The organism is Vibrio sp. 2132-1, from assembly GCF_033344315.1.
This window is the reverse complement of the sequence record NZ_JAWPON010000003.1, coordinates 332256-344923: the sequence shown is the minus strand read 5'-3', so window position 1 is coordinate 344923 and position 12668 is coordinate 332256. Positions and strand designations below refer to the sequence as shown.

Sequence of the window (12668 nt, the reverse complement as noted above, 5' to 3'; positions counted from 1 at the left end):
AATGGAGGCGCCTCCCGGAGTCGAACCGAGGTCCACGGATTTGCAATCCGCTGCATAGCCACTCTGCCAAGGCGCCTCATTTGTGAATAAAGCTAAGCTTTTTCACCACCCTTTTGAGCCGTGCTCTCTTGGGTACGGGATGCATTCTACGGATTCGAGCGATCGAGTCAACACTATTTTTATTTTTTTAAATCGTTTGACTAGAATTTGTGCGAAAGACGATGGATTGCTTAGTTTTAATACTAAAAATCGCTTAAATACACTTGTTTATCATAAAACTTTGGCTACGCCTTACACTGCTGGCCGTGCGTTGCGTGCATTGAAGTATTAATAATCAGAAGACTCGCCTCTCTAAGACTCTCCAAGGACAAAAACAAGACTTAGATCACAAATAGAACTCTATCGAAGCAAAAGCCCCAGATACAAATTGCAAACATGGCCGTTAGCAAGCATTGAAAAGCGAGAGAAGCCAAAAAATGCTGTAGATTGTCTTAGATACAAAAAAGCAGGCTATTAAGCCTGCTTTCTAACATCAGAATTTAATGGTGCTCTTCATTCAACAGATCGTCTTTTGCAGCAGCCAAATATTGAATCATTGACCAATATGTCAAGAAAGTTGCCACATACAAGGCCGCAAAGCCTAGCCAAACCATCCATTCATCGTAACGCCATATCAACACCCATAAGGCGAACATTTGCGAAACAGTTTTTACTTTGCCAACCCAAGATACCGCAACACTCGCTCGCTTACCGATTTCAGCCATCCATTCTCGCAATGCTGAGATAATGATTTCTCGCGCAATCATCGTTACCGCAGGAATGGTCACCCAAATTGAATGATAATGTTCCGTGATTAGAATCAATGCCGTTGCCACTAGCACTTTATCAGCGACAGGATCAATAAACGCGCCAAAACGAGAAGTTTGGCCAAGTTTACGGGCCAACATGCCGTCAAGCCAGTCAGTAAAACCCGCTACCCAAAACACCATTGCTGCTGCAAACGGTGCCCATGAATAAGGTAGATAAAAGACAACCACAAAAACAGGGATTAGGAACAGTCTAAGAAGAGACAGAATGTTCGGGATATTCAAACGCATTTTATTATTCTCTTACACATTGCGGCTTAATGTTGCGCGATTTTCCTTATTGTTTCAATGCTTGGAAAATAATTTCTGCTAAAGAGTGACTTATTCCCGGTACTTTGGCGATTTCTTCGACACTTGCACATTTAAGTTCTTGTAACCCACCCATGTACTTGAGTAACGCCTGACGTCGTTTAGGGCCGATTCCCTCAATCCCTTCGAGTGCACTCGTACGTCTGGTTTTACCTCGCTTAGCACGGTGCCCCGCTATAGCATGGTTATGGCTTTCATCACGAATATGTTGGATAAGGTGCAGCGCAGGAGCATCGCTTGGTAAATGAAACTCCTCCCCATCGACTGTAATCAGCGTTTCTAAACCTGGTTTGCGAGTAACGCCTTTTGCAATACCAATCATGATGGGACGCTTTGGCCAATCCCCCCAATATTGCGAAATGATGTCATGCGCACGATTTAACTGACCTTTACCGCCATCGATAAAGATGATGTCGGGAATTTTCTCTACGTCCAATTGCTTCGAATAACGACGCTCCAACGCTTGTCCCATTGCTGCGTAATCATCACCACCGGTAATCCCAGTAATGTTGTAGCGACGATACTCTTGCTTTACGGGGCCTTCGTTGTTGAACACCACACATGACGCAATCGTGCTTTCCCCCATCGTATGGGAGATATCAAAACATTCCATTCGAGCTATAGACTCCAACTTCAATGTTTCGCGAAGCGCATGAAAACGCTGATTAATCGTCATCTTGTGATTGATTTTGGTGGTAATCGCCGTTAGTGCATTCGTGTTCGAAAGCTTGAGATACCTTGCTCGAGAGCCAGTTGGCGACGTATGAAAATGAACCTTACGGCCTGCCACTTCACTTAACGCTTTCTGTATTGGCGCAATATCTTCTGCCAACTCTTGATTCAAAATAATACGAGAAGGAATTGTACGTGCTTCGTTATGGCTCAAATAATATTGAGTCAGAAAACTATCGAACACTTCCTGCTGGCTTGTATTTTGTGGGATTTTCGGAAAATGGCTACGGCTACCAAGCACTTTGCCTTGGCGTATCATCAGGATATGGATACACGCGATACCATTCTCCTGAGCAAACCCGAGTACATCCATATCATCCATGCTGTCTTCTGAGACGTACTGCTGCTCTTGAACACGCCTAATCGCTTGGATTTGATCGCGAAATTTAGCGGCATCTTCAAAGCGCAATTGCTGACTGGCAACTTCCATTTTCTCGATCAGTTGTTTGAGTACTTGCTGATCTTTGCCTTGCAAAAACATGCGCACAAAGCCAACCAACTCTGCATATTCTTCATCAGAAATGATGGTATTAACGCATGGTCCTGCACAACGACCAATTTGGTACATCAAACATGGGCGCGTTCGGTTGGAATAGACAGTGTCTTCACACTGGCGCACAGGAAATATCTTTTGCAGCAAATGCAATGTTTCTCTTACTGCACCAGAATCTGGGTAGGGGCCAAAATATTCACCTTTGCGCTTCTTGGCGCCACGGTGGATAGAAAGCCGTGGGTGCTTATGACCGCTAATAAAGATATAAGGGTAAGACTTATCATCTCGCAGCAACACATTGTATTTCGGCAAATACTGCTTGATGTAGTTATGCTCTAAGATCAGCGCTTCTGTCTCAGTGTGAGTCACCGTGACGTCTATTTTGGCGATATTACTGACAAGCGCGCGAGTTTTCTCACTGTCTACTTTTTTCCGAAAGTAGCTTGAAAGGCGCTTTTTAAGGTCTTTGGCTTTACCTACGTAGATTACAACAGCTTCGGCGTTGTACATTCTGTAAACGCCGGGCTGATTAGTTACTGTCTTGAGAAAGGAAGCCGAATCGAAGGGAGGATTCACGCTAAAGGGTCTCGGTGTCCAGCATTCCGTGGCGAATCGCTAAGTGAGTTAACTCAACGTCACCATTAATGTCCAATTTACTAAAGAGTCGGTAGCGATAGCTGTTGACTGTCTTTGGACTTAAATTAAGTTGCTCAGAAATATCCGTTACCTTTTGGCCTTTGGTGATCATAAGCATGATCTGCAATTCACGCTCGGATAAGTCTTTAAAAGGGTTCTCAGAGGCTGGAGAAAATTGACTCAATGCCATCTGCTGCGCAATCTCTGGCGAGATGTAACGCTGCCCACTATTAACTACACGAATCGCATTCACCATTTCGTCAGGGCCAGCACCTTTGGTTAAATAACCAGACGCACCTGCCTGCATCACCTTGGTTGGAAACGGGTTTTCTGTATGAACGGTAAGTACGATGATTTTCACATCAGGATTCACGCGAAGAATTTTTTTAGTGGCTTCCAAGCCGCCAATTCCTGGCATGTTCATGTCCATTAAAACGACGTCAGCATGATTACTGCGACACCATTTTACTGCATCTTCACCGCTGTCAGCTTCTCCTGCTACGTTCATTCCACGGACGTCTTCAATAATACGTCGTATCCCTGTGCGAACCAGCTCGTGATCATCTACAAGGAAAACATTTATCAAACTTGTATCTCCACACTTTGTATTGGTTCTGCACCCACATAACCATTATTTGTTAAATGTGGATATCAGTATGACTGCCTATATACTAACGTAATCGACAAAAAATTGCTTTCTATGAATATGTGCTGAAACGCAAACTTTAGCAAGAACTTATTCATAAACCACTCTATTATTTTAGAGCGTGATGAGCAGAACCGAAATCTAAGAAAAGACAATTAACAACATTAAGTACAATAAATCAAGTAACTAGATTTCATATTGCCCAGAGAAACACGCTATAACTTAAAATGACACTGTCCCTCTTGCACCAAAGACTAACTTGTAATCACTAATTCCAGCAAAAATTGAGACGCTTTCTTTACTGGTTATTTTTACAGTTCTTAGTGTTAAACTAACGTTCTTCAAGTTTTCTAAGGTTTCTCACATTTGAATATCCAACAAGGCTTTCTGCTTACTCGACAGGCACGAGACATCAAAGGTCAAACTCAAATCGAGTTGTGGCTTTCGACAGAAGCAGGTCCTACTCAGTTACTTATTAATGGTGAGAAGCCAGTATTTTTCATCGCTCAGAAACACTCAGAGCAAGCAAAGACACTCGCACGAGAAAAAAACATATTCGTCGACATCCGCCTTTTGGATCTCAAAACGTTTGAACATACGCCTCTTGCTGCCTGCTATACCAATGTAACCAGAGACGCTCTCGCACTCAAAGACACATTCGCTCAAAAAGATATCACTACGTACGAAAGTGATATTCGCCTCGCCGATCGCTACCTAATGGAGCGTTTTATCAAAGGCAGTATCGAGTTTACAGGCAATGTGACTCGCACCAATGGCTACCAACGCGTCCAGAGCGCAAAATGCCGTGCGGGGCAATATGAGCCGAAGTTAAACGTTGTCTCGCTAGATATAGAATGCTCTGAGAAAGGCATTCTTTACTCAATCGGATTAGACAGCGTCATGGATTCCCGCGTTATCATGATCGGAGAAGCAGAACCTTCGGAGACACCGATACAATGGGTTAAGGATGAAAAAGCGCTTCTAGAAGCACTCATCGTTTGGTTTAAACAGTTCGACCCCGATGTCATTGTCGGTTGGAACGTCATTGATTTTGACTTTCGTCTGCTACACAAACGAGCAGAATGGCACAACATGAAGCTAATGCTTGGTAGAGCAGACCAAGCCAGCTTTTTCAGAAGTTCATCTCAAAGCCAACAAGGGTTTATTTCCATTCCAGGGCGAGTTGTAATGGACGGTATCGATACGTTAAAAACGGCGACTTATCACTTTCGGTCTTGGTCATTAGAGTCTGTATCTCAAGAACTCTTAGGGGAAGGGAAAGAAATCCACAACGTTCATGACCGCATGGATGAGATCAATCGTATGTACCGCTCCGACAAACCATCGCTGGCTAAATATAATTTACAAGACTGCGTGTTAGTGAATAAGATTTTCAATCACACTCACCTGCTTGACTTTGCAATAGAGCGCTCTCGTCTCACTGGTGTCGAACTGGATCGTGTCGGCGGTTCGGTTGCAGCATTCACAAACCTATACATGCCTCAGATACACCGAGCAGGCTACGTTGCCCCAAACCTACACCCTGAAAGTTGGATTGCGAGCCCAGGCGGTTACGTGATGGACTCCATCCCTAACCTATATGATTCTGTTTTAGTATTGGATTTTAAGAGTCTATATCCATCGATTATTCGCTCTTTCTTGATTGATCCTATGGGTTTAGTTGAGGGGTTATTGCTCGATATTGGAAAAGAAGAAAATCAGGCTGTACCTGGCTTTCGCGGTGGGCAGTTCCATCGTACGAAACACTTTTTACCAGAAATGATTGAAAAGCTTTGGGCAGCACGTGATGTTGCAAAGAAGAACAATGAAAAAGCTTTTTCTCAGGCAATCAAAATCATCATGAACTCCTTTTATGGCGTACTGGGCTCATCGGGATGTCGTTTCTTTGATACTCGGTTAGCTTCTAGTATTACCATGCGCGGACATGAAATCATGAAGCAAACTAAGGTGCTGATCGAGGAGCAAGGATATCAAGTGATTTACGGCGATACGGATTCCACATTCGTGTCGTTGAATCGACCATACAGTCAAGTAGAAGCTGACGCTGTTGGAAATCAATTAGTTGATTACATCAACTCTTGGTGGCAAGAACACCTGCGTTCTGAGTACAACCTAACATCTATGTTGGAAATCGAGTATGAAACCCATTATCGCAGATTCCTTATGCCAACGATTCGTGGCGCAGAAACTGGCTCGAAAAAGCGCTATGCGGGTTTAATCGGTGAAGGAGAGCAAGAACGGATTGTATTTAAAGGGTTAGAAAGTGCCCGTACTGACTGGACCTCGTTAGCACAGAAATTTCAAAATACACTCTATAGCATGATTTTCCATGGTGAAGATCCAAGCGACTATGTCCGAGAGATGGTTGAGAAAACTAACAACGGTGAATTTGATGAACAGTTGGTGTATCAAAAGCGACTGCGCAGAAAACTGCATGAGTATCAGAAGAACGTCCCGCCACAAGTGCGTGCAGCTCGTTTAGCGGATGAGATAAATGCCAAGCTTGGCCGCCCATTACAGTATCAAAACCAAGGACGAATTGAATACATTATTACCGTGAACGGCCCTGAACCTTATGAGTACCTCAATAGCCCGATTGATTATCAACATTACATTGATAAACAACTCAAACCCGTTGCAGATGCGATTCTCCCTTTCATTGGGACGGACTTTGACAGGCTTTCAGCGCCGCAAATGGGGTTGTTTTAGCCGATACGAAACTCTGTTTTCTGGTACTGTTTGACTAACCAATCACCAAACGCATCAATTAGCCCGATAACAGAACGCTTGGGAATCCCCCGGCCAGAAAGTAAAATTTCTAGCCGCTCGATCTCAAGCTGCTTTTCAGGATGATAAGTTAAGAATACCTTGCCACACTCTACGGGGTCATCAAACCAACGTTTATCTCGATACATCACCAAAGAGTATGACGCTCTTAGTAACTTTTTAGCAATCACGCGCTGGGCGGCCACCTGCTCTTCTATCGTCTTCGCTTGTACGATTTTTTTGCGATAAGCCGTAATCCAATCTTCCACATCCATATTCCAGTGCTTAGCAATTTCCCAACTTGGGACGTAATCACCAAAACAGTCTGCTAGATCATCACCATAAACACAGACACAGCAATGCTTAAGCATAAAGCCCCAAGTGAAAATACTGTCTAAATTAGCTACTTCGCTCACTAAGGCTGTACGGACCGATACACCATTAACGTGAGGGTAACTCTGCTGCGCACGCCACTTAATTGTGTTGAGCAAAGTCGCGCTATTGTGCTCAAAGGATGATTGAGTAACGACAACCAAGTCTAAGTTCGACTTCCCAACGATCGCTGTTTTGCGAGCAACACTACCGTATACATAAACGCTGTGTAAGTTTTGCCCCAGTCCACCTTTGAGACAAGCGGTGACTTCCCTAATTAAAGGCGCAAACTCTGGTTGAAATGGTTGTTTAGGATCGATAACAGGCAGAGACATGACTTAAAACGTGTTCTCAGATGGTTCAAGAAGTTGGGCTATATGTTCTCTTAGCCGACTCACCGAATCAAGTCCATTCAGGTGTTTAGTCATGGGAGTAACAACAAATTTCTGCAATGAATTTTAATGCTAGGCGGCTAACTTAGCGCTATAATCACCGAGTTTTGCTTAATAAGTATGAATAGGAATATACAATGCCAAAGGCAAGTGAAATCAAAAAAGGCTTCGCAATCGAGTCTAATGGTAAAACTCTTCTAGTTAAAGACATCGAAGTAACGACTCCTGGCGGTCGTGGCGGCGCTAAAATCTACAAAATGCGTTGTACAGATCTAAACACGGGCGCACGTGTAGATGAGCGTTACAAGTCTGATGACGTTGTTGAAACGGTAGAAATGAACAAACGTGCAGTTGTGTACTCATACGCTGACGGCGATGAGCACATCTTCATGGATAACGAAGACTACTCACAATACACATTCAAGCACAATGAAGTTGAAGACGACATGCTGTTCATCAACGAAGATACACAAGGTATCCACATTATCCTTGTTAACGGTGCTGCAGTGGGTATTGAACTACCATCTTCTGTTGAGCTAGTGATTGAAGAAACTGACCCTTCAATCAAAGGTGCTTCTGCATCTGCTCGCACTAAGCCAGCACGCTTCGCTTCAGGTCTTGTCATCCAGGTTCCTGAGTACATTGCAACTGGTGACCGTGTTATCATTAACACAGCTGAACGTAAATACATGAGCCGAGCATAAGCATGTCTGATTTGATTTCTTACGACGACGTCATCGACGCAGCGTACGACATTTTCCTTGAGATGGCTCCAGATAACCTAGAGCCTGCTGACGTGATTCTGTTTACTGCGCAATTTGAAGATCGTGGTGCCGCAGAACTTGTTGAAACCGGTGATGACTGGGTTGAACATGTTGGCTTCGAGATCGACAAAGAAGTATATGCAGAGGTTCGTATCGGCCTAGTAAATGAGGAAAATGACGTTCTTGATGACGTATTTGCTCGTATGCTAATCAGCCGAGACCCTGAACATAAGTTCTGCCATATGCTTTGGAAACGCGATTAACGTTTCTTCATCATGAACAAAGATACCAGCCTAGTGCTGGTATTTTTTTATCTGTTATTTTCGTCTAGCTGAGATATTTGTTTATACAAAGCACCCTGCTCTATATAGGCTTTAGACCCTTTTGTTATGTAACAGATAAGAAAAAGGCTTGCCGAATTGGCAAGCCTTTCTGATGTTTTGCTATCGATTAACGATGCTTGTTGCGTGCGCCTTGGTCACCAGCAGTCTTCTTCGGCTTACGACGAGAAGGGTTGTTGCTGCGACCTTTTGGCGTGTTAACACGCTCTTCATGGCGCTTAACTGCGCGACGAATTTTTTGGCTGCGTGCACGCTCACGTTTGCGTGACGTGTTGTCTTTGTTCAGATCAAGCATGGTTTCTTTCTCTGGACGAAGCTCTACAAGCTCACGCAAGTAGTTTACTTCTTTCAGGTCAAGCTCCATCCAACCGCCACGAGGCAGTTTCTTGTCTAAGAAGATGTCGCCGTAACGAACACGTTTCAGACGGCTAACGGTACACTCTTGCGATTCCCATAGTCGACGAACTTCGCGGTTACGACCTTCGTTGATAACAACGTAAAACGTGTGGTTCATGCCTTCACCACCCGCGTAAACAACATCTTCAAAGCGAGCTAAACCGTCTTCCAGTTCAACACCTTTTACTAGATTACGAACTTTCTGTTCAGTTACTTCACCGAACACACGTACTAGGTATTCACGTTCAACTTGGCGGCTTGGGTGCATTAAGCGGTTCGCCAGTTCACCATCCGTTGTGAAAAGTAGAAGACCAGAAGTGTTCGCATCCAGACGACCAACTGAAATCCAACGAGAGCCACGAATTTTTGGCAGACGATCAAAAACAGTACGACGACCTTCTGGATCGTGACGAGTACACAGTTCACCCTCAGGTTTGTAGTACGCAAGTACACGACAAATCACTTCTTCTTGAATCTTTGCAGAGACAATGTGACCATCGATACGAACTACGCTGCTCTCGTCTTCAAGTCTTTCACCAAGCTTAGCGACTACACCGTTCACGCTAACGCGACCAGATTTAATTAACGATTCAATCTCACGACGAGAACCGTGACCAGCACGTGCTAATACTTTTTGTAACTTTTCGCTCATTTATCTACCTATGTGTCGTCTTCACAGACGTCTAGACCAGGATTGGTCTGCATTTTGCTATTTACCCATTTCAGTGGGATTTTTCGGTCGGACATTATACGTAACTTTCTTAGTTAATGTAAGCTAAATCGGCGCCATTCTCTACACCAAAATTCACTTCAAAAATGACCGAAATATTTGTCCTATTCTGCAACTTTTTTACTACTTAAAGCAGTCATTGCTCAACGAGAATCCCACTAATATCGGTCTTCCTGAACCACTTTAACCACGCGGTACCTGATAAAATTGTCAGGGTTACAACAATAACCACTTGGGGTGTGTTTACTGTTCGTATTGCTAGAAAACAACGAAGAATAAGCCGTCCCGGTTTGCTGCTAAGTAATACCAATCACCGCAGACAATGAGCGCTCATAGCAAAGCACGGTCGTAGGTAACAAGACAAAAATTGTCTTTAAGTCATTAGTTCACATCAAAAATAACACTAATGCTATCGTGTACTCTGACTCACTCGGTTCGCTCTGCACTCTCGGCGATTGGCATAAATCAGACAAAAAGGAATAGAACAATGTCTATGCTAAATCTCGACCTAAATTGGATTTTTGGGACATCTCAAGATGACGATATGACAGGCACAAAAGGCTCTGAAACAACCGATATTTTCTTCGGCTTCTGTGGTGATGATAAGTTTGTAGGATACGGAGGTAATGATATTGTCTTCGGTGGCTGGGGAGACGATACCTTGCTTGGTGGCCGAGGTAACGACTTTGTTTCTGGCGGCTTTGGAAACGATTTCCTATCCGGAGGATTAGGAAACGACAAACTCTTTGGTGGCTGTGGCGACGACACAATTTTTGATTATTCAGGCAACAACTACTTGAGTGGTGGCTGGGGTAACGACACCCTCGTTGTTGGTGATGGTGAATCAGTACTGAGCGGTGGCTGTGGAGACGACACCTTCGTGCTTACAAACCGCCTGGCTATTGGTGTACCTGATCAGCCAGTATCTTCCAACGATATTGATGTCAAAGCCGACATTGTCGATTTTAATATTTTCCATGACAAACTTGTCTTTGATATGGGCCGAGACACTGATAACGATGGCATTCGAGATACGTTCTTGGATTCAGCGGATGATCTGACTTTATCTTACAATGAATGTGGCTGGGCAGTATTCTCAAGTGATGAATACAATGTTGAAGTGACACTAAACGGTGTGAGCTCTGCATACATCAACTATGCAGAACAAAATGGTATCGACATTTTCGATTTTGCTTAACCTCAATCAGTTAAGTTCAATGAGATATTCGATATGACAACTAAAATAGGAGGCGCGATGCCTCCTATTTTGTTTGGCGGTGGTGCGTCTACTATTCGAATGGTGCAGGGTCACCTGATCCCAAACGAACTACAACAGGTTCACCTTCGCTAAAGTCAATTACAGTCGTAGGTTGTTCACCTAGGTAACCGCCATTAAGAATCACATCAACCGCATGTTCTAGTTTATCGCGAATATCCTCTGGATCAGATTCTGTTACGTCACTGCCAGGTAGAATCAACGACGTAGACATCATCGGTTCACCTAATGCTTCCAACAAGTCCAAGGCAATTTGATTGTCTGGGACACGGATACCGATGGTCTTACGTTTTGCATTCATCAAACGACGCGGCACTTCTTTTGTGCCTTTGAAGATGAAGGTGTAAGGACCTGGTGTGTTATTTTTCAGCAGTCGGAATGCAGAGTTATCCACTCGCGCATAGAGAGAAAGCTCCGACAAATCACGACACAGTAAAGTAAAGTTATGCTTATCATCCAGACGACGAATCTGACAGATTCGTTCCAGTGCTTGTTTGTTCTCCAACTGACAGCCAAGTGCGTACCCTGAATCAGTAGGGTAAACCACAACGCCGCCGTTACGAATGATTGCTACTGCTTGATTAATCAAGCGAGCCTGTGGGTTTTCTGGGTGAACGTAAAAAAACTGGCTCATTGTAATTCCTCATTATCGAGCCTCTCGGCTCTATATTTTTATGGGTTCTCGACTTCGTATTACTGAGTATTATTCAACGAAGGATCTATTCCCCAATCTTTCCAAACTGGTTCGACGCCAGCAGGCAACCATAGGTTCCTTCCTAGCTCCATCCACGGTGATGGGTAGTGAAAATCACTGCCTTGAGAGGCTAATAGTTTGTATTGTATAGCATAATCAGCCAAGTTGCGCCTTTCTTGTTGCGCTTGCTGTGGCTGTGCAACTTCCATCGCATCACCACCTGCTTCGACAAACGCTGCTAGAAGACGCTTAATCCACTTCGCTGTCAACTTATATCTGCCAGGATGCGCTAATACCGCCATTCCACCAGCCGCATGGATAGCATCAACCGCATCCTTCATCGAACACCAATTCGGTGGTACATAACCTGGGTTATTACGCGTTAGGTATTTTTTAAACACCATTTGCATGGTTTTTGCGTAACCATTATCTACCAACCATTTCGCGAAATGCGCTCTTGTCACTGGAGCATCACCGGCGATTTGCCTTACCTCTTCAAGCACACCTACTCGAGTTGCTTTTTGTAGTCGCTCTGCAATTAACTCAGATCGTGTTATGCGATGCTGCTTCTGCTGTTCTATGAGGGCAGATAATTGTTCATTTTCCGGATCAATATTCAGGCCGACAATATGAATGTCTTTGTTTTGCCAGACGGTCGATATCTCAATGCCATTGATGATTTTTATCGGCAAATTATTATCTTGAACGTATTGCTTAGCTAACGCCAAACCGTCAACCGTATCGTGATCAGTGATCGCCAAAACCTCGATATCAAAACTCAGCGCCCTTTCCACTAAATCTTTAGGTTCTAACCGACCGTCCGATGCAGTGGTGTGACTATGTAAATCAATTCTCATATTTTTATCGTTTTAATGCCGTTTTGGGGTTGACTTTTTACTCTCGCACTAGTTAACTAGTACACAAATACAAAGTACGTAATTTAAGGTTCACCATGTTACAAGAATTTAACCAAAACCAAAAAGCGAAAGTTGCGGTTTGTCTTAATAAGGCAAACTCATCAGATCTTGCTTGGTGGCGCACTTGGACTAGTTCTTGGTGGGCAAACGTATACTTCTAGTTTATAGAACCAAACGTTGTAAAGCCCGCTACTTAAGCGGGCTTTTTTGTTTTGTTGCTCATTTCACATTCAACTGCCTAAACATTAATCGAATATGGCCAACTCTAGATTGGGAGAACGTTTGCTTTATGCGACTATGTACGGCAGGAAGATTTA

Annotated in this window: 12 protein-coding genes, 1 tRNA gene and 1 other annotated feature; of the genes, 5 read left to right on the top strand and 8 right to left on the bottom strand. The window is 43.8% G+C overall.

The window, feature by feature from the left end; translation table 11 throughout:
* Positions 1–2: 2 nt before the first annotated feature.
* The 4 genes from R8N47_RS05000 to uvrY form a co-directional block, all read right to left on the bottom strand.
* A tRNA-Cys gene (locus R8N47_RS05000) sits at positions 3–76 on the bottom strand.
* A gap of 463 nt (positions 77–539) precedes the next feature.
* On the bottom strand, positions 540–1097 hold the full coding sequence (gene pgsA, locus R8N47_RS04995) for a CDP-diacylglycerol--glycerol-3-phosphate 3-phosphatidyltransferase (protein WP_005394805.1): 558 nt from the start codon (positions 1095–1097) through the stop codon (positions 540–542).
* 46 nt (positions 1098–1143) lie between these two features.
* Positions 1144–2976 carry an excinuclease ABC subunit UvrC gene (gene uvrC / locus R8N47_RS04990; protein WP_213913652.1) on the bottom strand — a complete coding sequence of 611 codons (1833 nt, stop codon included), beginning with the start codon at positions 2974–2976 and terminating at the stop codon, positions 1144–1146.
* A gap of 1 nt (position 2977) precedes the next feature.
* Positions 2978–3622: a UvrY/SirA/GacA family response regulator transcription factor gene (uvrY, locus tag R8N47_RS04985; RefSeq protein WP_005386783.1), complete on the bottom strand. Its 645-nt coding sequence runs from the start codon at positions 3620–3622 to the stop codon at positions 2978–2980.
* 426 nt (positions 3623–4048) lie between these two features.
* Here uvrY and R8N47_RS04980 point away from each other — a divergent pair, with 426 nt between their 5' ends.
* Entirely contained in the window at positions 4049–6412 is a 2364-nt protein-coding gene (locus tag R8N47_RS04980; RefSeq protein WP_064354135.1) for a DNA polymerase II, read from the top strand.
* Here the strand turns inward: R8N47_RS04980 and R8N47_RS04975 are convergent.
* Positions 6409–7176, bottom strand: a complete 768-nt coding sequence (locus tag R8N47_RS04975) for a hypothetical protein (protein WP_064354136.1) — start codon at positions 7174–7176, stop codon at positions 6409–6411. The genes R8N47_RS04980 and R8N47_RS04975 overlap by 4 nt on opposite strands.
* A gap of 194 nt (positions 7177–7370) precedes the next feature.
* On the opposite strand from R8N47_RS04975, the gene yeiP reads away from it, so the two are divergent.
* Positions 7371–7937: an elongation factor P-like protein YeiP gene (gene yeiP / locus R8N47_RS04970; protein ID WP_005376801.1), complete on the top strand. Its 567-nt coding sequence runs from the start codon at positions 7371–7373 to the stop codon at positions 7935–7937.
* 2 nt (positions 7938–7939) lie between these two features.
* Entirely contained in the window at positions 7940–8260 is a 321-nt protein-coding gene (locus tag R8N47_RS04965; protein ID WP_005376800.1) for an HI1450 family dsDNA-mimic protein, read from the top strand.
* A gap of 187 nt (positions 8261–8447) precedes the next feature.
* On the opposite strand, the gene rluB is transcribed toward R8N47_RS04965, so the two are convergent.
* Entirely contained in the window at positions 8448–9386 is a 939-nt protein-coding gene (gene rluB / locus R8N47_RS04960) for a 23S rRNA pseudouridine(2605) synthase RluB (RefSeq protein ID WP_005376798.1), read from the bottom strand.
* Between the two features lie 565 nt (positions 9387–9951).
* On the opposite strand from rluB, the gene R8N47_RS04955 reads away from it, so the two are divergent.
* Positions 9952–10662 carry a calcium-binding protein gene (locus R8N47_RS04955; protein ID WP_005376796.1) on the top strand — a complete coding sequence of 237 codons (711 nt, stop codon included), beginning with the start codon at positions 9952–9954 and terminating at the stop codon, positions 10660–10662.
* 91 nt (positions 10663–10753) lie between these two features.
* Here R8N47_RS04955 and R8N47_RS04950 read toward each other — a convergent pair whose 3' ends face one another.
* Positions 10754–11374, bottom strand: a complete 621-nt coding sequence (locus R8N47_RS04950; RefSeq protein ID WP_005376791.1) for an L-threonylcarbamoyladenylate synthase — start codon at positions 11372–11374, stop codon at positions 10754–10756.
* Positions 11375–11433: 59 nt separating this feature from the next.
* Positions 11434–12291 (bottom strand): RNase RNM, encoded by an 858-nt coding sequence (rnm, locus tag R8N47_RS04945; protein ID WP_005386777.1) that lies wholly within the window; start codon positions 12289–12291, stop codon positions 11434–11436.
* 95 nt (positions 12292–12386) lie between these two features.
* Between rnm and R8N47_RS04940 the strand changes: the two genes are divergently transcribed.
* Positions 12387–12512 (top strand): trp operon leader peptide, encoded by a 126-nt coding sequence (locus R8N47_RS04940; RefSeq protein ID WP_005376787.1) that lies wholly within the window; start codon positions 12387–12389, stop codon positions 12510–12512.
* Positions 12459–12562, top strand: a sequence feature (Trp leader region). It overlaps the preceding gene by 54 nt.
* Positions 12563–12668: the final 106 nt, after the last annotated feature.